24 protein-coding genes and 1 riboswitch are annotated in these 24,796 nt (G+C 50.0%); of the genes, 9 read left to right on the top strand and 15 right to left on the bottom strand.

The window, feature by feature from the left end:
• Positions 1-59: 59 nt before the first annotated feature.
• The 9 genes from EXG77_RS01970 to prfA form a co-directional block, all read right to left on the bottom strand.
• Positions 60-1,415, bottom strand: coding sequence for a HAMP domain-containing sensor histidine kinase (locus EXG77_RS01970; protein WP_035395850.1), 1,356 nt, complete (start codon positions 1,413-1,415; stop codon positions 60-62).
• Positions 1,412-2,080, bottom strand: coding sequence for a response regulator transcription factor (locus EXG77_RS01965; RefSeq protein WP_035395848.1), 669 nt, complete (start codon positions 2,078-2,080; stop codon positions 1,412-1,414). The genes EXG77_RS01970 and EXG77_RS01965 overlap by 4 nt, the downstream gene beginning before the upstream one ends.
• Positions 2,081-2,154: 74 nt before the next feature.
• Positions 2,155-3,414, bottom strand: a complete 1,260-nt coding sequence (glyA, locus tag EXG77_RS01960) for a serine hydroxymethyltransferase (protein ID WP_023469510.1) — start codon at positions 3,412-3,414, stop codon at positions 2,155-2,157.
• A 111-nt stretch (positions 3,415-3,525) separates the two neighbouring features.
• A complete protein-coding gene (locus EXG77_RS01955; RefSeq protein ID WP_023469511.1) occupies positions 3,526-4,065 on the bottom strand; it encodes a TIGR01440 family protein in 540 nt (179 codons plus the stop codon).
• Complete coding sequence (rpiB, locus tag EXG77_RS01950; protein WP_023469512.1) at positions 4,065-4,505, bottom strand: ribose 5-phosphate isomerase B; 441 nt, start codon at positions 4,503-4,505, stop codon at positions 4,065-4,067. Before rpiB ends, EXG77_RS01955 begins: the two co-directional genes overlap by 1 nt.
• Positions 4,506-4,510: 5 nt before the next feature.
• Entirely contained in the window at positions 4,511-5,026 is a 516-nt protein-coding gene (locus EXG77_RS01945) for a low molecular weight protein arginine phosphatase (protein ID WP_023469513.1), read from the bottom strand.
• A 17-nt stretch (positions 5,027-5,043) separates the two neighbouring features.
• Positions 5,044-6,042, bottom strand: coding sequence for an L-threonylcarbamoyladenylate synthase (locus EXG77_RS01940; RefSeq protein WP_023469514.1), 999 nt, complete (start codon positions 6,040-6,042; stop codon positions 5,044-5,046).
• Positions 6,039-6,887: a peptide chain release factor N(5)-glutamine methyltransferase gene (gene prmC / locus EXG77_RS01935; protein ID WP_023469515.1), complete on the bottom strand. Its 849-nt coding sequence runs from the start codon at positions 6,885-6,887 to the stop codon at positions 6,039-6,041. The genes EXG77_RS01940 and prmC overlap by 4 nt, the downstream gene beginning before the upstream one ends.
• The gene (gene prfA / locus EXG77_RS01930) at positions 6,887-7,945 is read right to left on the bottom strand and encodes a peptide chain release factor 1 (RefSeq protein ID WP_023469516.1); all 1,059 of its coding nucleotides are present in this window, start codon (positions 7,943-7,945) and stop codon (positions 6,887-6,889) included. The genes prmC and prfA overlap by 1 nt, the downstream gene beginning before the upstream one ends.
• Before the next feature lie 156 nt (positions 7,946-8,101).
• On the opposite strand from prfA, the gene EXG77_RS01925 reads away from it, so the two are divergent.
• The 8 genes from EXG77_RS01925 to treC all read left to right on the top strand — a co-directional run bounded on the left by EXG77_RS01925 (position 8,102) and on the right by treC (position 16,605).
• Entirely contained in the window at positions 8,102-8,470 is a 369-nt protein-coding gene (locus tag EXG77_RS01925) for a GntR family transcriptional regulator (RefSeq protein ID WP_035395845.1), read from the top strand.
• 35 nt (positions 8,471-8,505) lie between these two features.
• Complete coding sequence (locus EXG77_RS01920) at positions 8,506-9,330, top strand: ABC transporter ATP-binding protein (protein ID WP_238987906.1); 825 nt, start codon at positions 8,506-8,508, stop codon at positions 9,328-9,330.
• Positions 9,323-10,297 carry a hypothetical protein gene (locus EXG77_RS01915; protein ID WP_035395841.1) on the top strand — a complete coding sequence of 325 codons (975 nt, stop codon included), beginning with the start codon at positions 9,323-9,325 and terminating at the stop codon, positions 10,295-10,297. The genes EXG77_RS01920 and EXG77_RS01915 overlap by 8 nt, the downstream gene beginning before the upstream one ends.
• Positions 10,298-10,467: 170 nt before the next feature.
• Positions 10,468-11,826 carry an alkaline phosphatase gene (locus tag EXG77_RS01910; RefSeq protein ID WP_035395839.1) on the top strand — a complete coding sequence of 453 codons (1,359 nt, stop codon included), beginning with the start codon at positions 10,468-10,470 and terminating at the stop codon, positions 11,824-11,826.
• Positions 11,827-11,837: 11 nt separating this feature from the next.
• Complete coding sequence (locus EXG77_RS01905) at positions 11,838-12,485, top strand: hypothetical protein (RefSeq protein WP_035395837.1); 648 nt, start codon at positions 11,838-11,840, stop codon at positions 12,483-12,485.
• A 128-nt stretch (positions 12,486-12,613) separates the two neighbouring features.
• Positions 12,614-13,321, top strand: coding sequence for a trehalose operon repressor (gene treR, locus EXG77_RS01900; protein WP_035395835.1), 708 nt, complete (start codon positions 12,614-12,616; stop codon positions 13,319-13,321).
• A gap of 182 nt (positions 13,322-13,503) precedes the next feature.
• Entirely contained in the window at positions 13,504-14,943 is a 1,440-nt protein-coding gene (gene treP, locus EXG77_RS01895; RefSeq protein WP_035395833.1) for a PTS system trehalose-specific EIIBC component, read from the top strand.
• A gap of 21 nt (positions 14,944-14,964) precedes the next feature.
• Positions 14,965-16,605, top strand: a complete 1,641-nt coding sequence (gene treC / locus EXG77_RS01890; protein ID WP_035395831.1) for an alpha,alpha-phosphotrehalase — start codon at positions 14,965-14,967, stop codon at positions 16,603-16,605.
• Between the two features lie 210 nt (positions 16,606-16,815).
• Here treC and EXG77_RS01885 read toward each other — a convergent pair whose 3' ends face one another.
• Positions 16,816-18,174 (bottom strand): sodium:alanine symporter family protein, encoded by a 1,359-nt coding sequence (locus EXG77_RS01885; RefSeq protein ID WP_035395828.1) that lies wholly within the window; start codon positions 18,172-18,174, stop codon positions 16,816-16,818.
• Positions 18,175-18,363: 189 nt separating this feature from the next.
• Here EXG77_RS01885 and EXG77_RS01880 point away from each other — a divergent pair, with 189 nt between their 5' ends.
• Positions 18,364-20,067, top strand: a complete 1,704-nt coding sequence (locus EXG77_RS01880; protein WP_035395827.1) for a methyl-accepting chemotaxis protein — start codon at positions 18,364-18,366, stop codon at positions 20,065-20,067.
• A gap of 49 nt (positions 20,068-20,116) precedes the next feature.
• Here the strand turns inward: EXG77_RS01880 and EXG77_RS01875 are convergent, their stop codons facing one another.
• The 5 genes from EXG77_RS01875 to ribD all read right to left on the bottom strand — a co-directional run bounded on the left by EXG77_RS01875 (position 20,117) and on the right by ribD (position 24,447).
• A complete protein-coding gene (locus EXG77_RS01875) occupies positions 20,117-20,938 on the bottom strand; it encodes a DUF6612 family protein (RefSeq protein WP_035395824.1) in 822 nt (273 codons plus the stop codon).
• 212 nt (positions 20,939-21,150) lie between these two features.
• Positions 21,151-21,609 carry a 6,7-dimethyl-8-ribityllumazine synthase gene (ribE, locus tag EXG77_RS01870; RefSeq protein ID WP_035395821.1) on the bottom strand — a complete coding sequence of 153 codons (459 nt, stop codon included), beginning with the start codon at positions 21,607-21,609 and terminating at the stop codon, positions 21,151-21,153.
• Positions 21,606-22,796, bottom strand: coding sequence for a bifunctional 3,4-dihydroxy-2-butanone-4-phosphate synthase/GTP cyclohydrolase II (locus EXG77_RS01865; RefSeq protein ID WP_035395818.1), 1,191 nt, complete (start codon positions 22,794-22,796; stop codon positions 21,606-21,608). The genes ribE (EXG77_RS01870) and EXG77_RS01865 overlap by 4 nt, the downstream gene beginning before the upstream one ends.
• Entirely contained in the window at positions 22,796-23,422 is a 627-nt protein-coding gene (gene ribE, locus EXG77_RS01860) for a riboflavin synthase (protein ID WP_035395815.1), read from the bottom strand. Before ribE (EXG77_RS01860) ends, EXG77_RS01865 begins: the two co-directional genes overlap by 1 nt.
• Positions 23,407-24,447: a bifunctional diaminohydroxyphosphoribosylaminopyrimidine deaminase/5-amino-6-(5-phosphoribosylamino)uracil reductase RibD gene (ribD, locus tag EXG77_RS01855; protein WP_023469538.1), complete on the bottom strand. Its 1,041-nt coding sequence runs from the start codon at positions 24,445-24,447 to the stop codon at positions 23,407-23,409. Before ribD ends, ribE (EXG77_RS01860) begins: the two co-directional genes overlap by 16 nt.
• A 159-nt stretch (positions 24,448-24,606) precedes the next feature.
• A riboswitch (FMN riboswitch) is annotated at positions 24,607-24,751 on the bottom strand.
• Between the last annotated feature and the right edge of the window lie 45 nt (positions 24,752-24,796).

Here is a 24,796-nt window from a genome sequence, read left to right as displayed (position 1 = left end):
TATGTTCGCTACAGGATTGATGATACGACTGCAATATGAACGGAACATGAACGCACGCGTCAAATGCGTAAAAAAATCAATGTCACAGTCAGACCGGATGAATCGGACGACAAGTTCGCATCCCCACCAAGTTGGCGCATCGTCTCTTTGACGATTGCAAGCCCAAGACCCGTCCCGCGCGACGTGCGGGATACATCCCCTTGGTAAAAGCGTTCAAAGGCATGTTCCATCTGTTGTTCGGTCATGCCTGGTCCTTCGTCCTTGATTCGGACGATGACCTGATTCACTTGTTCTTCCGCTTGAATGTGAATCGTCGCTCCTTCGGCTGAGACCGAAACAGCGTTTCGAATGACGTTTTGGAAAACATGTTCGAGCGCACTAGCATCTGCTTGAATCTGTAGCGCTGCTGGTACATCGAGTGCGACGGCGATGCCTTGCTCATCGAGCTGAAAGGCAAGTGTTGCGAGTGTCGTCTCTAGACTCGTCCGTAGATCAAGTGCTTGCCGCTTAAAGCGCCGTCCTTCATCGAGCTTCGCTAAGATCAATAATTGACGCGTCAGCTCCGACATTCGCGCTGCCTCTTGTTGAATGATTGCCCGTCTCCTGACGTCTTCTCCCGTCACGTCGAGTTGTCTCGCGTACCCCGAGATCGTCGTCAGCGGTGACTGAAATTCATGCGAAACGTTTGCGACGAACCGGCGTCGTTCTGTATCAGACGCTTCGACTGCCGTTGCCATCTCGTCAAATCGCCGGGACAGCTCTCCAATCTCATCGCGTGCCTTCGTTCCGACGCGGATTCCGTAGTCACCGTACGCCATCTGTTCCGTCGCTTTTGTCAGGCGCCGGATCGGACGCACGAGATACCGGATGGAGAAGACAAGCAAGAGGAAGCTGATCACGACCAGCAGTCCGAGAAACAGACCGACGAACAGGTGCAACTCACGAATTTGCCGACTCAAGTCCGGCCGGACGAAGATCGCATCCGTTCCTTGCGCCGTCTTGACTGACGTCCCGTACGTATTGATGACTTCATTGTCGAATAGACCGAGCAAGAAGAGGTGGAACGGATACTCACGCATCCCGTAGTACGGTTGACCATTTTTCACTTGCTCGACGATTTGACTTGAGAGCGTTTCATCACGAAATGGATTTCCGTAACGCTCCGTTCCGTCTTCGGTCTGCACATATAGTTGAAAGCCAGTCGCTTGTAACATCCGGTAAAACGATTCTGTCTTTCCGTCACCGTGCGTCTCGTAATAATCAATCGCTGTCTCGACCGCTTCCTCAACTTTTTGGCTATAGCTGTCCTGCCAAAACGAATAGTAGGCAATGTTACTGATTAAAAGCGCTAACAGTGCGGACACGAGTAGAACGACACAGACGAGTCCGACGATTTTCGTATAGAGGGATCTCATGATTCGACCTCCAACCGGTACCCGAGTCCACGAACCGTCTCAATCTTCACCTGATTCGTCTCCTTTAAGCGTCCACGGAGTCGTTTGATGTGGACGTCAATCGTCCGGTCATCTCCCATGAAATCAAGTCCCCAGACGTGTTCAATCAATTCCTCGCGACTGAATACCCGTCCCGGAAAACTAGCTAGCTGATGTAATAATTCGAATTCGCGCCGCGGAAGTGTCCACTCGGTCGACTGGATCGTCACGAGCTGACTGCGTTTATCGATCGTGACATCTCCGAGATGTAAGACGGGTTGCGCCGCTTTTTGATAGCGCCGAGCCACGGCGTGAAGCCGAAACACTAATTCTTCCGGATCGAACGGCTTTGTGATGTAATCATCAGCACCTGCTGCAAAACCGTCCCGCTTATCCGTTAGTTCACCGAGCGCCGTCAGCATCAAGATCGGGATGTCCCCGTTTTGCCGTAATCGCTCACACAGGACGAGACCGGTCTGCCCGGGGAGCAAGACGTCGAGCACGGCTGCTTCAAACGTCATCGTCTCGATCCAAGCGAGCGCTTCGTTTCCGTCTGCTGTCGCTCGGACGGAATGTCCGTCGGCTTGTAACGTTGAACAGACGAGTGCTTGAATATGTGGATCATCTTCAACGACTAGAATATACATCGTACGCCTCCTTTTTTAGACAAACAAAAATCCCCTTCCCCTTCTCATAACGAAAAGGACGAAGGGGATGACGGTCATCCGCGCTCTGGGTAGAGTGGGAAACGACCTGTCAAAGCAACGACACGCTCGCGTGCTTGTGCGAGAACGTCTGCTTCTTCTGGATGGTTCAAGACGAGTTCGATCAACTCGGCGATTTCTTTCATCTCCGCTTCCTTGAAGCCACGTGATGTCATCGCTGCCGTTCCAATCCGAATACCACTCGTGACGAACGGGCTCGCTGGATCGAACGGAATCGTGTTCTTGTTGACCGTGATGCCGGCTTCGTCAAGTGCATGCTCAGCGAGTTTCCCCGTGATCCCGAGCGGTTGCAAGTCGACGAGGAGCAAGTGATTGTCCGTTCCGCCTGAGACGATCCGGAGTCCACGATTCGTCAATTCCTCACCGAGGACTTTGGCGTTCGTGACGACTTGACCGATGTAGTCCTTGAACTCAGGTGCCAGTGCTTCACCGAACGCGACAGCTTTCGCGGCGATGACGTGCATGAGTGGACCACCTTGAATTCCTGGGAAGATCGCTTTATCGATCGCTTTCGCATGCTCTTCTTTACAGAGGATCATCCCACCACGTGGACCACGCAACGTCTTATGCGTCGTCGTCGTGACGAAGTGTGCATGCTCGACCGGGTTCGGATGCTGACCTGCTGCGACGAGTCCAGCGATGTGTGCCATGTCGACCATCAAGTAAGCGCCGACGCTGTCTGCGATTTCACGGAAACGTTTGAAGTCGATGACGCGCGGATACGCCGATGCGCCCGCGACGATTAATTTTGGTTTGTGCTCTTCTGCTAATTGTGCGACGACGTCGTAATCAATCATCTCTGTCTCTTGATCGACACCGTATTCTACGAAGTTGTACTGGACACCGGAGAAATTGACGGGGCTACCGTGCGTCAGATGGCCACCGTGCGAGAGGTTCATCCCGAGGACCGTATCGCCCTGCTCGAGAATCGTGAAGTAGACCGCCATGTTCGCTTGTGCGCCCGAGTGTGGTTGCACGTTCGCGTGCTCCGCTCCGAAGATTTCCTTCGCGCGGTCGCGTGCTAGATTCTCAGCGAGATCGACATACTCACAGCCACCATAATAACGACGACCTGGGTAACCTTCTGCGTACTTGTTCGTCAAGACGCTGCCTTGTGCTTCCATGACAGCTTGCGAGACGAAGTTCTCGGATGCGATCAATTCGATGTTATCCCGTTGACGACCTAGTTCCTGGCGCATTGCCGAAAAGAGTGCCTCATCTTGTTGTTTCAGATACGTAAGCGGTGTTTGTTCCATCTGAATTCCCCCATTTCATTTCGATAGACCTATCTTAACACGAATGTTTCGTTCCCGGCATCCCTAAAAACAACATCAAAAAAGCAAGGGGTGCGCAACCCCTTGCATCAATCATTCGTATTTAGCACGTGCTCCACCGATTAATTTCGGTCGTGTCACGGCTGCCGTCACATGTGCCTCACCGATTTCCTTGTGCGGCAAGCGCACAGGAATCGCAACAGCCTTCAAGTGCATCCCGATGAACGTGTCCCCGATATCAATCCCGGCGTCTGCCTGAATCGCTTCGACGACGACCGGTGCCGAGAAGCGCTGATAAGCAGCACTCGCCATCGACCCACCGGCTTCCGGAACCGGAACGACCGTCACTGGATCGAGTCCGAGTCGTTCTGCTGTTTGCCGCTCAAGCGTCAGCGCTCGGTTGATATGCTCACAGCCTTGGAAGGCAAGATCGACTTGGTGCGACCGCCGAAAGGCATCGAATACGTCGAACAACGCGTCCGCGACTTCTGGCGAACCGGCCTTGCCGATTTGTTTACCGATGACTTCGCTCGTCGAACAGCCGATCACGAGCAATTTTCCTTTTAAGGAAAATCGTTCATCCAGAGCGTTCAGTGCTTCTTCTAAATCGTGCTGGATGCGTGTCAAGTCCATTACTTCACCTCATAATCTGAGATTTTGCAAACGCGGTTCTCATGACGTCCGCCTTCGAATTCCGTTTCAAGCCAAAGTTGTGCGATCTCACGAGCCAGTCCTGGACCGATGACGCGTTCGCCCATCGTCAAGATGTTCGAATCGTTGTGCTGACGCGTCGCTTTCGCACTGAACGTATCATGGACGAGTGCTGCTCGGATGCCCTTGACCTTGTTCGCTGCGATTCCGATCCCGATGCCTGTTCCACAAATCAAGATACCACGATCAAACTCTCCGCTTGCGACTGCCTCAGCGACTGGAATCGCGACATCCGGATAATCGATCGAGTCGGCTGAATGCGTACCGAAGTCCGTATAGTCGATGCCGAGCTCTTGTAAGAGGTCGTTGATTTCTGCCTTTAACTTAAAACCGCCATGATCCGCGCCGATTGCTACTTTCATCTTTACTATTCCCCCGTTTGTTTAGGTTGTTTTTTCGGAAGTTTCCGTGTATCCGGAGCTTTTCTTCCGTTTCCGTTCTGCGTCAATTTTAACACAAGACGGTTGACGAGGGGTTCGAGTTCATTACGTACTTGCCGGTAGACGTTCATCGATCCGCCATACGGATCATTGATGTCCCGTTCAAGCCCTGTCACATATTCATATAAGGTAAACGTCCGTTCCTTCAGTTCCGGATAGCGTTCACCGACTTCCTGCTTGTGCTGACGCGTCATCGTCAAGATGATGTCAGACCAGCGTCCGAGTACATCATCAAAGACTTGCGTATAGTGCTCGAGTTCGATCCCGCGTTCACGTAACACTTGTAAGGCGTTCTCGGACGCATCAAATCCTTGCATCGAACGTAGTCCTGCTGAACGGACGTCGAATTCCTGATCAGCGACTTTCGAGCGTAGTAATGCCATCGCCATCGGGCTACGGCATGTATTTCCTGTACAGATGAATAAAACGCGACGTGTGCTCATCTCCGTATCCTCCTTCTTCAAGGGCGAATGACCCGACCACCTGCTGCTTTATGGAGGCGGTTGCGGACCGCAAGCCCCACCCCTTCTTCTGATAGGTCTCGTACAAAAATCTGATCCACCGTCGTCTGATCAAATCGCCGTAAACAATCGTAAAGACGTTGTGCCGCCGTCTCCATCGAATTACCAAGGGAGCAGCGAACATCTGCGTCGACATCCTCCCCGTCAAACAGGAGAACGCCCGTCTTGTGTCCGGTTTGTCGCGCATCATCGATGAGTTGCTGTAAGAATGAAAGATCCCCTTCGACGACGGACAGTGTTGCTTCCGGCGCATAGTGGGTATATTTCATCCCGGGTGCCTTCGGTGTAACATCTTTCATCGATAAGGCAGGATCGAGTGTGACAGGACCGATGACCGACTCGATTTGTTCGCGTGTCACGCCACCCGGTCGTAAAATCGCCGGTGGCGTCATCGTACAATCGATGACAGTCGATTCGACCCCGATGCCCGTTTCCCCTCCATCGACGATCGCAGCGATGCGTCCCGAGAGGTCATATGCGACGTGCGCAGATGACGTCGGTGAAGGTTTTCCGGAACGGTTGGCACTCGGTGCTGCGAGGCCCAGCCCTGTCGCTTCAATTAATTGAAGCGCGAGCGGATGGTCTGGCATCCGTAATCCGATCGTATCTAGTCCTGCTGTGACGAGTGTGGATGCGGTGCCGTTCGATTCGAGGATGATCGTCAAGGCTCCTGGCCAGAACGCCTCCATCAAACGTGCCGCGACATCTGGAATGTGCGTGACGAACTGATGTGCCTGTTCTACGGATGCGACATGGACAATCAGTGGATTGTCGGAAGGTCGACCCTTCGCGGCGAAGATTCGCCGAACAGCCGCTTCGTTCGTTGCGTCTCCTGCGAGACCATAAACGGTCTCGGTCGGCATCGCCACGACCTCTCCTTCCTGCAATAACCGAACTGCTTCATCCATCGTCTGTAAGTCAATCATTTCCGTCTTCACGCTGTACAATCCTTTCGTTCCGCATACACGATACGGTCTTTACCGTTTATATCTTTTAAAATACCCGTTTCCGCATTTGGATAACGTTCTTTTAACATCATTTGCACTTCTGGTCCTTGATTGTGTCCAATTTCAAACGCAATCAGTCGGAAATCGTCGCGTAAGACCCGTCCACTCTCCTCGACGAGACGTCGGTAAAAGACGAGACCGTCTTTTCCGCCAAACAGGGCGAGATGCGGTTCATGATCGAACACGACTTCACTGAGTAATTCTTCTTCCTCGATATAAGGAGGGTTCGAAACGAGCACCCGGACGGAATCATCTGCGAGCGGTGCGAGTAAATCTCCTTCAAGGAACGTCACGTCTCCACCAAGCGCTGCTTGATTTTGCTTCGCGACCGCGATTGCAGCTGGTGAAATATCGACGGTCGTGACCGGTTGCTCGAGTTCGAGGGCGAGCGTGATTCCAATCGCCCCGCTACCGGTACCGATGTCGACGATCTGTCCCGCGGTGAACGTCTCGCGTTTGAGACGCTCCGTCACGAAGACGATCAACTCTTCCGTTTCCGGTCGTGGAATCAAGACATCCGGTGTGACACGAAAGTCCCGTCCGTAAAACGGCTGATAGCCGATTAAATGCTGAACGGGCACACCGTGAACATGAGCAAGCAAGTATTCACTGAATCGTAAATCCTGCTCCGGTGTCAATTCATCGGACAAGCGGACAAGGAGTCCGGTCCGGTCGACTTCTAAGACGTGCATGAGTAACCATTCGGCACTTGAACCCTCGCGTCCTGCTTGTTCCATCATCGTTTTTGCCTCATTTAGACGTTTTGCGATCCGCATCAGTTTGCCGCCTCCGATGCTCGCGCCTGATGTTCCATGACGAGCGTATCGATGACTTCATCCATCTCGCCTTGCAAGATTCGATCAAGCTTCTGAATCGTCAATCCGATGCGATGGTCCGTCACCCGGTTTTGGGCAAAATTATACGTCCGAATCCGCTCTGAACGGTCACCCGTACCAACAGCCGACTTTCGTTTTTCATCATACTCTGCTTGCTGTTCGCGTTGAATTTTATCGTAGACACGCGCCCGTAAAACTTTCATCGCTTTTTCCTTGTTCTTGATTTGCGATTTCTCATCCTGACAGCTCGCGACGATCCCCGTCGGCACGTGCGTGACACGGACGGCGGACTGCGTCGTATTGACGGACTGTCCACCCGGTCCACTCGACGTGAACGTATCGACCCGGACATCCTTATCATGGATTTCGACCTCGACGTCTTCTGCTTCCGGTAACACGGCAACCGTTGCGGTCGATGTATGAATCCGTCCACCCGATTCCGTTGATGGAACGCGTTGGACGCGGTGTGCCCCGTTCTCATACTTCAGCTTCGAGTAGGCGCCTGTTCCTTTGACGATAAAGATGATTTCTTTATAACCACCGAGCTCCGTATAGCTCGCGTCGATGATCTCAATCTTCCAGTTCTGTTTCTCAGCAAACTTCGAGTACATCTTAAACAGGTCACCCGCAAATAAGGCTGCCTCATCTCCCCCTGCCGCACCACGAATCTCGACGATGACGTTCTTATCGTCATTCGGATCCTTCGGTAAGAGTAAAGCTTTCAGCTTCGCTTCGAGCTCTTTGATCTCCGGCTCAAGCATCGCGACTTCTTCCTTCGCAAGGTCGCGCATCTCCGGATCTGTCAACATCTGACGTGCCTCTTGATAGGCTTCCATCTTCTCGCGATAGACGCGATATGTCTCAACGGTTGGGGCAAGCTGCGACTGCTCCTTTGAGACCTCGCGTAATTGATTCGTATCATTGATGATGGCTGGATCAGCCAACATATCATTCAGTTTTTCATAACGGTCCTCTAAGGCACTCAATCGATCCAACATCTCGGTCATCCTTCCTGGCGGTTCTTCTGTCGTCAGTATAGCAAATATTGCGATCGTTGGCGTAACCGTCTTCTCGAAAAGAAACATTGACAGACCGATTCAAAATTCCTATAATTGGTGTATTAATTGAATTAGTACACTTAAGGAGGTGAAGAAATGTTCACCGTCGATCCGAAAAGTCCCTTGCCGATTTATGAACAGTTAGTCACGCAAATCATCCGCTCGATTGCCCGTGGTCTACTCCGCTCCGGCGAACAGATGCCATCCGTTCGTGAACTTGCCGGTACACTCCTTGTCAACCCGAACACGGTCTCCCGTGCCTATCAGGAACTCGAGAGCCGCAACTTCATCGTCACGATGCGCGGCAAAGGCTCCTTCATCTCAGATATCCCCCTCAGTGAAGTCAAACAAGCCGCTATTCAAGATCCACTCACCCGTCTTTGTTCCGTCGCCGACGAACTCTCGATCTCAAACGAAGAACTCTATCAACTCATCTTACACATAAGGGAGGATTCCTCATGTTGACCGTTTCTCATCTAACGAAACAAATTGACCGTACCATGATTTATGAAAATGCATCCTTCACCCTGCCAGCAGGAACGATCACCGCGTTGATCGGTCGTAATGGTGCCGGAAAAACGACGTTACTGAAAACACTCGTCGGTGCGCTCGAGCCGACACGCGGAAAGGTTGAATGGAACAACGAATCCATTCACCATGTCCCGCAGACGCGAGAGCACCTCTTTCTCGTTCCGGACTCCGTCTCCGTCTATCGTCAAATGACACTTGGCGAACTGATCAACTTCTACAATGCGTTCTATCCGAATTTCGAAAAGACGTATATCGAAAATTATTGTCGCTCGTCGAATCTCGATCGTGGTCGTCGCGTGACATCTTTATCAAAGGGACAAGCCCAGTTGTTCCTTCTCCAACTCGCGTTTGCAACGAATGCCCCCGTTCTGTTGCTCGATGAACCAACTGATGGACTTGACCGGATCAACAAACGTGATTATCTGAAACAACTCGTCTCATTACTCGCGGAGCGCCAGACAGCCGTTCTGATTGCTTCGCACCAACTCGAAGAACTTGATTCCCTTGCCGACCGTGTCATGACGATCGAAAAACACCTCGTCCGCGAACCAAAGGCACTCGATGATGCCAAAGCTAGCATGCAGAAATGGCAAGTCGTCTATGAAGATGTTCCAGAGCTCAGTCATGCCGATCTCCACGTCTTATCCCAAACGGGTCGGGTCGTGACGTTACTCGTCTTATCGGATGAAGGCGCACGTTATCTTGAAACGACGCGTCCTCTCTTAAAGGATGCTTTGCCAGTGCAGATGGAAGATTACTTCTTAGGGACGTTTGGAGGGAAACGACATGGTTAAGCAATTGATCCGCTATCATATCAAGCAAGGTATTTGGCCTCTCGCTTGTTTCATTCTGCTCGCAATCTTCAGTTATGGGTTCGGCAGTTATACCGTCATCAATGAATTCGAAAAATACGATGTGTCTCAGCAACCCGATCTACTCAACACTGTACTCGTCAGTCCGTTCTTCGCTGGGTTCGCAGCAATTCTGATTGCCGTCTTTGCAATCCTGATGCTCGGCTCTGAGCGTGGAAGTGGTCGTAGTTTGATCTTGCATGCACTCCCATTCCCGAAGGTCTGGTTGTTCTGGATCAAATGGATCATCGGTGTCGTGACATTGATCGTCTTCCCGATCATCGGCTTTTTTGCTAGTTGGTTATTACTTCAAGCATTCGGAATCGATCCGTTCGATTACGTCACGAGGTCGTCACTCCTTCAAGATTTTGGTCTATTCCTTCTATTTGATGTGACGATTTTGACGATCTTCTTATTCGCCGGAACGATTGCTGGTGATATCATCGGACAACTGTTACTCGGAACGTTCTTCTTGTTCTTGAATTACTTCACGTATTTCAGTATCTATGCTATCGGTCAACTGGGTTTTGGCGTGGGCTATGAAGAGTTAGACAAACCAACAAGCTTTTTGATGACGATCACGACGCCATTTGCGCTCTTCTTCGAGTACAATACCGATTTCAACATCACCTATGCTGTGTTGTTCAGTTTAGCCTTGACGGTCATCTTACTGATTTTCGGTAGTCGTCTCTATGTCAAAGGTGCGAACGAACGTCTCGGGCGTTTCACGATTTTCCCGAAATTACATCCAGCACTCATCATCACCTTCTCGATCTATACGACGATTCTGCTCGCTGGCATCATCGGTCTGATTTCGTCTGAGAACCAGTTCCTGTACTGGCTCGCGATCGCGATTCTCGCCTGGCCGACGTTTAGCTCGTATCGTCGGATGATTGGGTGGAGTCGCTAATGCAACGAATGGACCTTCTGAAATGACTTTTCAGAAGGTCCATTTTTTTGTTATCGATTCTTCACAAAGCTTTACACACTATACACATGGTTTTCATATTTCACCCGTAAGGTGGAGTTTGTAGTTCGTATCGATTATCAAACCCCATCACCTTTCGAGGAGGAACCTGTATGAAATTAAAACGTATCATTCCGATTTTTGCCTTATCAACCCTTTCCCTCAGTACGATGTTCTCGATGCCTGAAGCAGAAGCAAAGACAAAACCTGTTAAATCACCGGAAATCCGGAACGTCATCTTCTTGATCGGCGACGGAATGGGGGTCTCGTATACATCTGCTCATCGTTACTTAAAGAACGATCCATCGACACCGGTTGCTGAAAAAACAGCGTTTGACCAATACCTCGTTGGTCAACAGATGACTTATCCGGAAGATCCGAAGGAAAACGTCACCGATTCCGCTTCCGCAGCAACAGCGATGTCATCCGGCGTCAAGACGTATAATGCAGCAATTGCCGTTGATAACGATAAATCGGAAGTCAAGACCGTCCTTGAAGCAGCGAAAGAACGTGGTAAGTCAACAGGACTCGTTGCAACATCGGAAATCACGCATGCGACACCTGCTTCGTTCGGTGCTCATGATGAGAGCCGAAAGAACATGAACGCGATCGCAGACGATTACTTCAAGGAACGCGTCAATGGGAAGCATAAAATTGACGTCATGCTCGGTGGCGGTAAGTCGAACTTCGTCCGTCCGGATGTTGATTTGACGAAAGCATTCAAAAAAGACGGTTACAGTTACGTCACGGATCTGGATCAATTGCAAGGTGATAAAAACAAACAAGTCCTCGGTCTGTTCGCAGATGGTGGATTACCAAAACGGATTGACCGCGAAAACTCGGTCCCATCGCTTGAACAAATGACGAACTCTGCCATTAAGCGACTCGACTCGAATAAAAAAGGATTCTTCCTGATGGTCGAAGGTAGCCAAGTCGACTGGGCCGGTCATGACAATGATATCGTCGGTGCCATGAGTGAGATGGAAGACTTCGAGCGGGCATTCAAAGCCGCGATCGCATTTGCAAAGAAGGATAAACATACACTCGTCGTCGCGACAGCTGACCACTCAACGGGTGGATATTCAATCGGTGCAGATGGCATCTATAACTGGTTCGCTGAACCGATCAAAGCGGCAAAGAAAACACCTGACTTCATGGCGCAAAAAATCGTCGATGGTGCGGACGTCCGCAAGACGTTGACGACGTATATCGATCAGGACAAACTCGCCTTGACGGACAAAGAAATCGATAGCGTCTCCCGCGCTGCTGAATCGAAGAAATTACTCGAGATCGATAATGCGATTGAAGAAATCTTTAACGAACGCTCGCATACAGGCTGGACTACAGGTGGACATACAGGTGAAGACGTACCGGTCTATGCGTTCGGTCCTGCTAAAGAACGTTTCGCGGGACAAGTCGACAACACGGATCACGCGAAAATCATCTTCGATCTCTTGAAATCGAAGAAATAAGGAGAATGTTCATGAGACAGATACTTGCTACTTTGATGCTCGGGACGGTGCTCGCTGGTTGTGGCACTTCAGCATCACAAGACACACCAAAAGAACCAGCGTCTGCGAAACAGGAGCAGCCGGTATCGCTTGAAAAAACAAGCGCCTTCGTTCCAAACCCACAAATTCCAGACGATCGCGATTTGACAAAAATCGATCAGACCGTCACGGATGATAAGGGCGACCTGACGCTTAAACAATTCAAACGAGTGAACGAAACACGGAAGATTGGTCCGATCGAGATGACGATCGAAGAGATCAAAGTATTCCATGCTCGTCCAAGCTATGGCATGATTGATTTCTTCCATGGCTTTACGCACGATGAATCCTTTGATTTGATCAAGACACGGGTCACGATCAAGAACACAAGTAATGAACCGGTCACGTTCAATCCTGTCGCCCACTTCAAACTCGATGCTGCGACAGAAAAGACGCTCGAGGACGACGTCTATTTGGAGTCGCTTGCGAAGACTTACGCCCCGTCCGAGTCACGGAGTGGTAACTTCGGCTTCATCTTGGAACATCCGGTTGACTCGATTGAACTCTTGACGAGTGATGTTCTCGATGAAAAACAAGATGTCCTCAAAAAAGGAACGACGTTTTCGACGTCTCTTCGTTGACTGACATTCACACTTCTACGCTCTATCTATTTTCCGGTCATGTCCGGATCATAGGTGGAGCTATTTTGATGCCTGTAATCGTTCCGTGCTACACTAAAGGCATTATTTGAGTGTAAAGGACGGATCATATGCCGAAGTATGTAAACATCTATCACGAGCTCGCACAGCGGATTCAGGAAGGAACGCTTCCGGCCGAAACGAAATTACCTTCTGAAACGGAATTGATGCATGAATTCGAGGCGAGCCGCGGAACGGTTCGAAAAGCGATTGATGCCCTGCAAGAAAAAGGCTTCGTCCGTAAACACCAGGGGAAAGGTGTCTTCGTCCTGTCGCAAGAAGCGATCGAGTTCCAATTCAACGGCATCGTCAGCTTTTCGGAAGCTCATCGCCGGATGGGGCGTCATACCGTCGAGACGGATGTCTTATCCTGCGAAGTCCTTTCCGCTTCTGCTGAACTCGCTTCGTTATTACATGTGGCAGAAGGAACGGACGTGACACGCATCGAGCGCATTCGCCAAATCGATGGTGAACGTGTCATCCGTGACATCAATCATTTCGTGACAGCACTCGTACCCGGACTCACTACTGACATCGCTCAAGGTTCGATCTATCAGTACATCGAAGAGACACTTGGTCGGCAGATCAGCTACGCAAAACGAAAAATCGAAGCTCGCCCTGCGACAATGGAAGACCAAGAACGACTCGACCTTCACGATATGACGCATGTCATCGTTGTCACGAACGATACGTATTTCTATGAAGGACAACATTTCGAACGGACGGAATCGCGTCACCGGCTCGATAAGTTTCAGTTCACTGATATTGCCCGTCGTTGAATATAGGCTGCAAGATGAGGGAATCCGTAGATGACGGATTCTCTCTTTTTTATTCTTCCCAACTTATCTATATAAGTTCTTGACCAACTTATATAGATAAGTTAAGATAAGTGTGCGCAGATAAGAAAACGTTTTCATTTCAAAAGTGGTCGAGTATGTCACTTCCAAAAAGGAGCATCGAGATGAAACCAAACTATCGTCAGATTGCAGAGCAAATCATTGAGAACATCGGAGGTAAGGAGAACATTGAGCAGGCAGCTCACTGTGTCACCCGTCTTCGTTTAACGCTTAAGAATCAAGAGCTTGTCAATCAAGAAGCCTTACTTGAAGTTCCGCTCGTCAAAGGCGCGTTCTTGAACGCGGGTGTCTATCAAATCGTCATTGGTGCCGGAGACGTCGACCGGGTCTATGCAGAATTCATTCAATTAACCGGTTTACAGGCAACGACAATCGCAGATGTTAAATCGTCTGGCGCTGCCAAGATGAATCCGTTCCAAAAGTTGATCAAAGTCTTTTCTGATGTCTTCATGCCTATCATCCCGGCGATCATCGTTGCTGGTCTCTTAATGGGAATCAATAATCTATTCGGAATCGAGTTCGGTGGCAAGACAATGATCGATCGTTATCCAAACTTACAAGGACTTTGGGATCTCATCAATATGATGGCAAACACCGCCTTCGTCTTCCTCCCGGCACTCGTCGGTTGGTCAGCGACGAAACGCTTCGGCGGAAGTGAGATTCTCGGGATCGTCATGGGTCTGATGCTTGTTCATCCAGATCTCTTAAACGCATGGAACTACGGACAAAGTGCTCTAAAAGGTGAAATCCCGACGTTCAACATTCTCGGTCTCTTTGAAATTGAAAAAGTCGGTTATCAGGGACAAATCCTCCCTGTACTCGCCGCTGCTTATGTCCTCAGTACGATTGAACGTTGGCTAAAAAAACGGGTACCGAATGCAATTCAATTACTCGTCGTACCGATTACGACGATCACATTGACGGGCTTCCTCGCCCTTGCCGTCATCGGACCAGTCACGCGTCAAGTCGGTGACTGGATTACGATCGGTGTCGTCAATACGTTCGAAGCTGTTCCATTACTCGGTGCCCTACTCTTTGGTGCACTCTATGCGCCGCTCGTCATCACTGGCATGCACCACATGTTCATCGCTGTTGATCTACAGTTGATCGGACAAAGTGGGACGACGTTCATTTGGCCGATGATCGCGATTTCGAACATCGCTCAAGGTTCAGCAACACTCGCGATGCTTTTCCTCGCGAAAAACGTTAACGATAAAAACATGGCATCAACGTCCGCTTTATCCGCCTACTTCGGAATCACGGAACCGGCCATGTTCGGGGTCAATCTCCGGTTCAAGTATCCGTTTTACGCGGCACTCGTCGGTTCAGCGATTGCGTCAGCTTTCATCGCTGTCAGTGGCGTTCTTGCTCCTGCGATCGGTGTTGGCGGATTACCTGCTTTCATTTCGATCGTACCAGGTTCGATTCTGTCGTTCATCGTCGGCATGGTGATTGCGATCATCGTCCCTGTCGCCTGTACGTTCCTGTTCCACTATGTCTCAACGAAACGCGCAAAAAAAGCTGCCCTCAATAAAGCAGCGTAATTCTAGAAAGGTGTGTATCTCATGATCACGACAACCGATTGGCGCAAATCCGCCGTTTATCAAATCTATCCGAAGAGTTTTTATAGTCCGGAGGGCAAAGCGACCGGTACGTTACGTGGCGTGACGGCCAAACTCGATTATCTGGCGGATCTGGGTGTCGATTATCTTTGGTTGACGCCGGTCTATGCCTCACCGCAAAACGACAATGGTTATGATGTCAGTGATTATTACGCGATTGATCCATCGTACGGAACGATGGACGATTTCGAGACGTTACTCGCAGAAGCGAAACAACGCGGTTTGTCTGTCATGATGGATATCGTCGTTAATCACTGTTCCACGTCGCATGTCTGGTTTGAAGAAGGACGTCATCCGGATAGTCCCTATCACGACTACTTCATTTGGCGCGAGACACCGAACGACTGGGTATCCAAGTTTGGCGGTCCTGCTTGGTCGTTCGATGAGGTGGCTGGCAAGTATTACTTGCACCTGTTCGACAAGACGCAAGCCGATCTAAATTGGGAAAATCCGCGCTTACGGGAAGAGGTTTACGACATGATGCGCTTTTGGCGGGATAAAGGAGTCAGCGGCTTCCGACTTGATGTCATCAATTTGATTTCAAAGACGCCAGGTCTTCCGAACGATCCAGCAGGAGACGGACGGACGTATTATACGGACGGACCGAACGTCCACGACTACTTGCAAGAGATGAACGCAGAAGTCTTTGCCGGACACGATCTCTTGACTGTCGGTGAGATGTCATCGACGTCACTTGAACACTGTCTTCGTTATTCATCGCTTGATGAACAAGAACTGAAGATGACATTCAACTTTCATCATTTGAAAGTCGATTATCCGAACGGTGAGAAATGGACGGCAGCACCGTTTGATTTCACGCAACTGAAACAGATCTTCTCCGACTGGCAATCCGGCATGAACGGACAAGCATGGAACGCGATCTTTTGGTGCAATCATGATCAGCCACGCGTCGTTAGCCGGTTTGGTGACGACGTCACGTATCGCGTCGAAAGTGCGAAGATGCTCGCGACGACGCTTCATGGTCTACAAGGTACACCGTACATCTATCAAGGAGAAGAGATTGGCATGCCGAATCCGGACTTCACGGATCTGTCCGACTACCGCGATGTCGAGACATTGAACGCCTATCAGGAAGCTCGGGACAACGACGTAACGGAAGAAGCGATTCTCGCTGCGATTCGTCAAAAGTCGCGTGACAATGCGCGGACGCCGATGCCATGGTCAGACGCACTCAACGGTGGCTTTAGTACAAGCGAGCCGTGGATCCCGGTCTCGCCGACGTATGATCACATCAATGTCGAGTCGGCTGTCGCAGACCCAAACTCGGTCTATCATCATTACAAACGATTGATTCAACTCCGTAAACAGTATGACGTGCTCACGGATGGTTCGTACCGTCTGTTGACACCAGACGATCCGTCACTCTGGGCGTACGAACGCGTAACGAACGAGGAAGAGTTGCTTGTCGTTTCGAACTTCTACGGAACAGACACGACGTTCACGTTACCTCGTGACGGGTCGGACTATACGGTGTTGATTCACAACTACCAGGAGATGCAGACAGAAGATCACACTCTGACGTTACGTCCTTATGAATCCTTGATGCTTTATCGTAAAAAGTGATGCATCTCTTGTTGTTCTCTTGATCACCATCTCTAACAACGCATGTTTTATCATCCTCGCTTTCCACAGGCGGGAGTCGAGTATGATGCACATTCGTATTTCTTTCGGATCAAATAAAAAGGGAAATCACCATCCGAGTACATGACCCGGAACGTGATCTCCCTTTTCTCATACTTCATCATACACGAACTCGTTTTTAGAGCATGTATCCTACGAAACCTTCCGATTCGCTTCTTCTCGTCTCAACTGTTCGCGGAACAGTCGTGTCTCGGCAATGACGACGCCAGACAATCCAATCAAACCGATTAAGTTCGGAATCGCCATCAATCCGTTAAAGACATCGGAAATCGCCCAGACCATGTTCAAGTTCGTCGTCATCGCGCCGGCTCCGGCGACTAAAACGAACAGGATGCGGTACGGTAGGATTGATTTTTGACCAAATAGATAATAGATCGACTTTTCACCGTAATACGACCAACCGAGGACCGTCGAGTAAGCGAACATGACGAGACCAATCGTAACGATGTATTTCCCGGCAGGACCGAGGAAGACCTCGAAGCTTGCTGTCGTCAACTCGACGCCTTCTAATTTCGTGTCCAACTGTCCCCCCATGACGAGCGTCAGACCCGTGATCGAACAGACGACCAATGTATCGAGGAAGACTTGCGTCATCGAGACGAGCGCTTGACGCCCCGGGAAGTCCGTCTTCGCAGCAGCGGCTGCGATCGGTGCTGAACCGAGTCCTGCTTCGTTCGAGAAGACACCACGCGCGACACCATAACGAATCGCTGCCCCGATTGCCCCACCCGTGATGGCTTCGTTTGAGAACGTACTGCTGAAGATCGTCGAGATCGCACCTGGAATCAAGTCATAGTTCATGACGAGAATCAGCAAGCCACTTCCGACATAGAAGAAAATCATGAACGGAACGAATAGACTGACGACCTTTCCAATCGATTTGACCCCACCAAGAATGACGACACCCGTCAATACCATCAACGCGATCCCCGTCACGTAAAGTGGCACATCGAACGTCGATTTCATCGCGAGGGCGACCGAGTTTGTCTGGACCCCGTTTCCAATACCAAACGCAGCGATCGAAGCGAATGCAGCAAACAAGACACCGAGCCATTTCTGCTTCAGTCCACGCTCAAGGTAATACATCGGTCCTCCTGCCATCTGTCCTTTTTCATCGACGACGCGATATTTGACGGCAAGAATCGCTTCCGCGTACTTCGTTGCCATCCCGAACAGACCGGACAACCACATCCAGACGATCGCACCTGGTCCCCCGAGGACGACAGCGGTTGCGACACCGACGATATTCCCCGTACCGACGGTCGCAGCCAGTGCCGTCATCAACGCTTGAAAGTGACTGATGTCACCTTCTGACTTATCGTCCTGATGCTTTGAAAACGCAAGCTTCAGCGCATACGGCAGTTTGGTAATTTGAATGAATCCTAAGCGAATCGTCAAGTAAATCCCCGTACCGACCAACAGAATGAGTAACGGTGGTCCCCAAACAAAATTGGACACCTTACCAATCCAGTCACTAAATGAATTTCCCATTCGTTTTACCTCCCCCTATGTAATCTATAGTTCCTTACCATTTTTTCAGAATTTACTGATAATTGTCAAACTATTTTTTCATAAAACTATTCTACATTTTAATTTTTTCTATAATAAGTAAATTTTTTACTTGTGACGTTATAATCAAGAAAATGAATAGTTCATCTTGCAAAAAAAGGAGCGAATCATATGAAGATTAAAACGAAGCTTATCTTATTGTCCTCCATCCTTTTGCTTAGCTTGATCGGTGTCGGGTTATACGGCGCATCTTCTCTCAATCGTGTTGACCAAGAGAGTCAAACGATCACCTCGTCCTGGATTCCCGGTCTGAACTTATCTCATGAAACGAATACTGCTCTATCTGATTTACGACGTGTCGAATTACTACACATTCAAGAAAATGATCCAGAAATCAAAGCCGGTTATGATAAGCGTGTCAAAGACGGTTTAGCGACCGTTGATGCGAATCTCGCGAAATACGAAAAAACGATTTATTTAGAAAGCGATCGCGCACTGTACAATGATCTCACAAAAAAATGGCAAACTTTCAATGAGACGACTGATCGTCTTCTCGCCCTCAGTACACCAGAAACTCAAAAAGAAGCGGTCACCTATTATGAAGGTGAGAGTCGTGATTCATACTTCGCTGTTTCGGATCAATTGACGAAAATCGTGAAATACAATAATCAACAAGCTGGTAAAAATGGTGACGCTATCACCAGCGCCGCTAATACGGCGCACCTTATGCTGTTCACGATCATCGGTGTCGTCGGATTGCTCGGTGTCATCTTCACCGTCTTGATTTTACGCTCAATCTTCGGTCCACTCCGTCAACTGCAGGCGAAAACGCATGAACTCGCAACACAAGGTGGTGACTTGACGGCGCAACTCGACGTCGTACGAGAGGACGAAATTGGACAAATCGCCAAGTCGATGAATCAATTCATCGCTCACTTACGAACAATTATTGTCCAAGTCGATGATACGGCAACACACGTCGTGTCGACCTCTCGTCATGTCTCTGGTCGAATCAGCGAACTCGATCAAGATATGGCGTCGACTTCGCATACGATTGAAAACTTATCGGCGGGTATGCAAGAGACAGCCGCTTCAGCTGAAGAGATGAACTCGTCTGCCGTCGATATGGAAGCGACGATTCATGACATCGTCTCCGGCGCAGAAGCGAACGGAAAACGCGCTCAAGAAGTCGGCGGTCGTGCTGAATCGCTTCAAGTTGTCGCCACAGAAGCGAAACAGACCGCCACTCAAATTCTCTTCGAAACAAAAAATAAACTGGAAGATGCGATGGCACGGGCGAAAGCCGTTAAGGAAATTTCCGTTTTGTCTGACGCGATCCTTTCAATTGCGGCGCAAACGAATTTATTATCCCTTAACGCTTCGATTGAAGCAGCACGTGCCGGAGAAGTCGGTCGAGGCTTCGCCGTCGTCGCCGATGAGATTCGAAAACTCGCCGAGAGCAGTCGAGATACCGTTGAACAAATTCAAGACGTCTCACTCTCCGTCATCGATTCCGTCGAACACTTGAATGCCGCGTCCGGTGAGATGCTCTCTTTCATCGATACAAAGGTCGTCAAAGACTATGATTTATTCGAAGATGCCTCGATTCAATACCGTGATGATGCGCAATTATTCGGTGATGCAGCAGAACATTTTGCCGCTCAAGCTGGTCAACTTCAGGAACTGACAGCAAATATGCTTGGTGTCATCCACGATGTTGCCGTCACCGTCAATGATGGGGCGCAAGGCACACAATCGATGTCGGAGCAAATCAATCATTCCGTTCAAGCGTTCCGAGATGTGCATGAACAGACTTCCGTCAGTCAACAGCAGGCGGAAGCATTAAAAGAGGTATTACGTCAATTTCAAGTCTAAATGAGACAAGCCCCTCACTTCCGATTGGATGTGAAGGGCTTGTTGTTCGTTATTGTGTCGCACCTGTGAGCGGTTGGGCATCTTTTGCTTCCGCTGGTAATTTGATTTCGTCAATCTCATTGAATTTCGAGAACGTCGACGCGTTTTTCATATTGAACTCGGTATCTTTTTCAATCGCAAATACCATGTCCATGTCGAGAGACTTCGGATAGAACGTTTTTGCGTCATACGTCATCTTGTAGTTCATCTTCTTATAGTCGATGCTATCCATCGCATCTTTCATCTGCGCCATCTGTCCTGTTTGTTCGAGCGAATCCTTCATGAAAGCTTTGAGGTCGTCACCCTTTAGTTTGACGTCGATTTGATAGACGTCACCCTCTTTTTTTGCTGTCCAGTTGTCTTTATACTTTTTCAACAGCTTGAGATTTTGATCCGTCGATGCCGATGACTCCATTGCTTCAACCATATCGCCTAGTTCCGAGACATCTTGAACGAGCCATTGTCCGTTTTGCGAGATATACATCTTATCGTCGACGATATAGCTCTCAATCGACATGTCTTTACCGTCCTGTGGATTTTTCATTGTCATCGTCTGGTGCATCGTAAGCGGCTTCTGGATGATATCGGCGGATACCTTTTGATCCACTGTCATCTCACCTGCTTTTGAGTTGACTGTCCCTTCCATATGGAACGATTTAATATCTTTTTGAGCGGCTGTCGCTTTATTCAGTAATTCCGTATTCGAGAGTTCCCCCGACTTCGTCGAACCAGACCCACTGCCACTCCCTGTATCTGTTTGTCCATCTTGACATCCCGCAAGCCCAATCGATGCTGCAACGATCCCGGCTGCTACCCACCTAGCTTTCTTCATATTCATTTCCTCCTTTATACGCGTTACCCTGATTTACGAAAAACATTGGAAAATGTTTCAAACTTTCTTTAGTAGACCATTACCGTTCTACTTAAAATTGAATCCTCAAATTTCAAATCAACGATTCTTTTTTTGAAATTTGATTCAATCTTCAAGAGATTTCCGCAAAAAAACAGGATGACGGAATGTACCGTCACCCTGCCTCTATTCAATTAAATCGTCCGTAAAAGATTCGCCATCTCAATCGCAGAAACCGCAGCTTCGTAGCCTTTGTTTCCGGCTTTCGTGCCAGCACGTTCGACTGCTTGCTCGATTGAATCCGTCGTCAGGACACCGAAGATGATCGGCACGCCTGTATCGCGCGAGGCACTTGCGACACCTTTTGCGACCTCGTTACAGACATAATCATAGTGCGACGTCGCCCCACGGATGACGGCACCGAGTGTGATGACGGCGTCATACTTACCGCTTTTCGCTAACTTTTCCGCGACGAGCGGAATTTCGAATGCTCCCGGAACCCACGCTGTATCGACAGCATCCGCTGCGACCCCGTGGCGGCGGAAAGCGTCGTTTGCTCCTCCGACGAGTTTTGAAGTGATCAATTCGTTAAAACGTGCTGCGACGATTGCGACGCGTAGTCCTTCTCCTGTTAAGAAACCTTCGTAGATCATGATGTGTGTCCTCCTTGGATGTCGAGCCAGTGCCCGAGTTTCGTTTGTTTTGTTTTTAGGTAACGCTGATTTTCCGGCTCGGCCGGTACTTGATGGGGTACACGTTCGATGATTTCGATCCCCTCTTGCTCGAGCACCCGTTGTTTGTCCGGGTTGTTCGTCATCAAGCGGATCTTCGTCACGCCGAGATCGCGCAACATATTGGCTGCGACCGTGTAGTCACGCATGTCCGTCGGATAACCGAGTGCATGGTTCGCTTCGACCGTATCGAGTCCTTGTTCCTGTAACTCGTACGCTTTTAACTTCGCCATTAGACCGATGCCGCGTCCTTCCTGACGTAAATACAAGACGGCTCCACCTTCTCGTTCGATCCGCTCGAGTGCCGCATCGAGTTGTGGTCCACAATCGCAACGCTTCGAACCGAAGACATCCCCTGTCAGGCATTCCGAGTGTAGACGGACGAGCATCCCGTCTTGCGCTTCGCCGGATAAGACAGCGACATGTTCTTTCTCGTCTTGCGTCGTATAGCCAATCATCCGGAAAGCTCCGAACGTCGTTGGAAGTAATACTTCTGCTTCACGTGTCAATGGACGCTCGAGATACGCGACAAGTGCTTCGATCGTGATCAGTTTTAAATCGTGTTCTTCCTTATAGAGAAGTAGATCGTCGACCCGTGCCATCGTGCCATCTTCTTTAATGATTTCACAGATGACGGCGATCTCATCGCTACCGGCAAGACGGGCAAGATCGACACCTGCTTCCGTATGTCCGCGTCGCTCCCGGACACCACCCTCTTTTGCGATCAACGGGAAGATATGACCCGGTCGTTTGAAACGTTCCGGTCCATCCGTCAGCATCCGCTGAATCGTTAGCGACCGTTCCTCGGCACTGATGCCGGTCTTTGCCTCTTCATGATCGATGCTGAGCGTGAATGCCGTCCCATGCGGGTCCGTATTATTCGCTGTCATCGGAGCAAGTTCGAGTCGCTGTGCGATCCGCGGACTGACTGGTACACAGACGAGTCCTTTTCCATGTGTAATCATGAAGTTGATGTTTTCCGGTGTCGCGTGTTCCGCGAGCATGACGAGATCGCCTTCATTCTCACGATCCTCGTCATCACAGACGATGATCGGTCGTCCGTTTTTCAAATCTTCTATTGCGTCTTCAATCAAGTCGAATCCGTTCATTACATGTCGCCTCCTAAGAATGCTGCCCAGTCCGTCTGCTTCTCATGCTGCGTGAAATGATAGAGATGTTTCGCCATCATGTCACACTCGATATTGACGACTGCACCGCTTGCCAATCGATCAAACGTCGTCACTTGACGGGAGTGCGGAATCAATGAAATCGAGATCGTTTCCGGTGTGACGCGTTGCAACGTCAGGCTCGTGCCGTTGATTGCGATCGAGCCTTTCGGAATACAATACTTTTGCCACGCTCCGACATCAAACGTATAGACCATCGCTTCTCCATCCGGTCGCCGACTGATCAGTCGGGCTGTTCCGTCGATATGTCCACTAACGAAATGTCCACCGAAGCGACCGTCTGCCGGCATCGCCCGCTCAAGTTGCAAGGGACTTCCGACTCGGTACGTACCGAGTGCTGTTGAACGGATCGTGTCATGGACGGCATCTGCCGTGAAACCGGTTGGACTCATCGACGTGACCGTCAAACAAATCCCGTCGACGGCGATGCTATCACCGATCTTCGTTCCTTCGAGTACCCTGTGCGCCTCAATTTCAAGCGCTAACCCGTTCGGTCGCGGGATCTTTCGTTTTAAGGTTCCGACTTCTTCAATCAATCCGGTGAACATGTCGTCTCCTCCTTTCGGATGTACGTCAGATGGAGATCCGGTCCGACCGTCTCAACCTGGTCGATTTGAAAACGATCTTCGATATCGTGTTGACCATTCCACGCATCGCCTTCAAAAATCGATGGGGCTTGGTAGACTTCGATTCGGTCAACGAGATCTGCCTCAAGGAAAGCGGCTTGAATCGTTGGTCCGCCTTCAATCAAGACACTACGGATGTCTTGTTCGTATAAGCGTTTCAAAATCGCTTCCGGCGTCTCATATTCACCAACGAGGACCGTCACCTGATCGTGACTAATCCGAGGAACACTCGTCAGCCAGTAGGTTGGATTTTTACCATCGCGGAAGACTTGCGCCGTCTCCGGAATCCGCCCCCGGCGATCAACGATTACTCGAATCGGCTCGATGCCTGACGATGCGCGTAACGTCAGTGCCGGATCATCGACGAGCACCGTCTCACTTCCGACGAGGATGGCATCGTGGCGTCCACGCAGGGCACGACCGTTCGCGCGTGCTTCTTCTGACGTGATCCAGCGCTGTTCACCTGTCGCCGCGATCCCGTTCATCGTCTGAGCGATTTTGACGGTCACGGTCGGACGTTTTCGTTCGATCGTCTTCCAGAATACCGTGTAAAGGGCTTCTGCCTCATGCCGTAACAAGCCGACATCGACTTCGATTCCCGCGTCCTGTAGCCGTTTGATTCCGGAACCAGCGACAATCGCATGTTTGTCTTCCGTTGCAACGAAGACTCGTTTGATTCCTGCTTGTAGAATTGCTTCCGTGCATGGTGGCGTCTTGCCGTGATGGTTGCATGGCTCGAGCGTCACGTAGAGATCGGCACCACGGGCGGCTTCTCCTGCCATCCGTAAGGCTTCGACTTCTGCGTGCGGCCCACCGGCAAACCGGTGTGCACCGAAGCCGATGATGCGTCCTTGTTTGACGATGACACAGCCGACACTTGGATTCGGACTTGTTTGTCCGTGTAACATTTGTGCTAATTGCATGGCATAACTCATCATCTGTGACATCGCGTTCACTCCTTTCAAATGAAAAAAGACGCCCCTTGAAAAAGGGGCGTCTGTATAGAAGGGTTCACGAAATACACGGTTCGCTTCCTGCATTTTTTCATGCAGAAAGAGACCGTCTCCTGAAAACATTTTTTCAGAAAACAGCTTGAATCGCGTCGTTTCGTTCTTCTCCCATCCGGACTTTACCGTCGGCCCTGGAATCTCACCAAGTCAGCCATGATGCGTACATCATGGGTCGCGGGCTCGTCGATCGATTGATCGCATCACCGCCGGTTGGGATTTTCACCCTACCCCGAAGAACTGGATTATTGAGTTATACAACTTTAGCCTAGCATATCTTTTTCAAGAA

It is taken from the genome of Exiguobacterium sp. OS-77 (genome assembly GCF_000414195.2).
GTDB classification, from domain to species: Bacteria; Bacillota; Bacilli; order Exiguobacteriales; family Exiguobacteriaceae; genus Exiguobacterium_A; species Exiguobacterium_A indicum.
Note: the sequence above shows the minus strand (reverse complement) of the source record. Positions and strands in the feature narration are given on the sequence as shown.

What these genes read in the sequence shown, in the direction of transcription:
- glyA (WP_023469510.1), bottom strand. Translation starts at nt 3,414, where the DNA reads ATGGAACAAACACCGCTTACGTATCTGAAACAACAAGATGAGGCACTC.
- EXG77_RS01905 (WP_035395837.1), top strand. Translation starts at nt 11,838, where the DNA reads ATGAGACAGATACTTGCTACTTTGATGCTCGGGACGGTGCTCGCTGGT.
- EXG77_RS01920 (WP_238987906.1), top strand. Translation starts at nt 8,506, where the DNA reads ATGATTTATGAAAATGCATCCTTCACCCTGCCAGCAGGAACGATCACC.
- EXG77_RS01915 (WP_035395841.1), top strand. Translation starts at nt 9,323, where the DNA reads ATGGTTAAGCAATTGATCCGCTATCATATCAAGCAAGGTATTTGGCCT.
- EXG77_RS01970 (WP_035395850.1), bottom strand. Translation starts at nt 1,415, where the DNA reads ATGAGATCCCTCTATACGAAAATCGTCGGACTCGTCTGTGTCGTTCTA.
- EXG77_RS01955 (WP_023469511.1), bottom strand. Translation starts at nt 4,065, where the DNA reads ATGGACTTGACACGCATCCAGCACGATTTAGAAGAAGCACTGAACGCT.
- EXG77_RS01965 (WP_035395848.1), bottom strand. Translation starts at nt 2,080, where the DNA reads ATGTATATTCTAGTCGTTGAAGATGATCCACATATTCAAGCACTCGTC.
- ribE (WP_035395815.1), bottom strand. Translation starts at nt 23,422, where the DNA reads ATGTTCACCGGATTGATTGAAGAAGTCGGAACCTTAAAACGAAAGATC.
- EXG77_RS01945 (WP_023469513.1), bottom strand. Translation starts at nt 5,026, where the DNA reads ATGAGCACACGTCGCGTTTTATTCATCTGTACAGGAAATACATGCCGT.
- treC (WP_035395831.1), top strand. Translation starts at nt 14,965, where the DNA reads ATGATCACGACAACCGATTGGCGCAAATCCGCCGTTTATCAAATCTAT.
- treP (WP_035395833.1), top strand. Translation starts at nt 13,504, where the DNA reads ATGAAACCAAACTATCGTCAGATTGCAGAGCAAATCATTGAGAACATC.
- ribE (WP_035395821.1), bottom strand. Translation starts at nt 21,609, where the DNA reads ATGATCTACGAAGGTTTCTTAACAGGAGAAGGACTACGCGTCGCAATC.
- EXG77_RS01885 (WP_035395828.1), bottom strand. Translation starts at nt 18,174, where the DNA reads ATGGGAAATTCATTTAGTGACTGGATTGGTAAGGTGTCCAATTTTGTT.
- rpiB (WP_023469512.1), bottom strand. Translation starts at nt 4,505, where the DNA reads ATGAAAGTAGCAATCGGCGCGGATCATGGCGGTTTTAAGTTAAAGGCA.
- EXG77_RS01875 (WP_035395824.1), bottom strand. Translation starts at nt 20,938, where the DNA reads ATGAAGAAAGCTAGGTGGGTAGCAGCCGGGATCGTTGCAGCATCGATT.
- EXG77_RS01925 (WP_035395845.1), top strand. Translation starts at nt 8,102, where the DNA reads ATGTTCACCGTCGATCCGAAAAGTCCCTTGCCGATTTATGAACAGTTA.
- ribD (WP_023469538.1), bottom strand. Translation starts at nt 24,447, where the DNA reads ATGTCACAGATGATGAGTTATGCCATGCAATTAGCACAAATGTTACAC.
- EXG77_RS01880 (WP_035395827.1), top strand. Translation starts at nt 18,364, where the DNA reads ATGAAGATTAAAACGAAGCTTATCTTATTGTCCTCCATCCTTTTGCTT.
- EXG77_RS01910 (WP_035395839.1), top strand. Translation starts at nt 10,468, where the DNA reads ATGAAATTAAAACGTATCATTCCGATTTTTGCCTTATCAACCCTTTCC.
- prmC (WP_023469515.1), bottom strand. Translation starts at nt 6,887, where the DNA reads ATGCGGATCGCAAAACGTCTAAATGAGGCAAAAACGATGATGGAACAA.
- prfA (WP_023469516.1), bottom strand. Translation starts at nt 7,945, where the DNA reads ATGTTGGATCGATTGAGTGCCTTAGAGGACCGTTATGAAAAACTGAAT.
- treR (WP_035395835.1), top strand. Translation starts at nt 12,614, where the DNA reads ATGCCGAAGTATGTAAACATCTATCACGAGCTCGCACAGCGGATTCAG.
- EXG77_RS01865 (WP_035395818.1), bottom strand. Translation starts at nt 22,796, where the DNA reads ATGAACGGATTCGACTTGATTGAAGACGCAATAGAAGATTTGAAAAAC.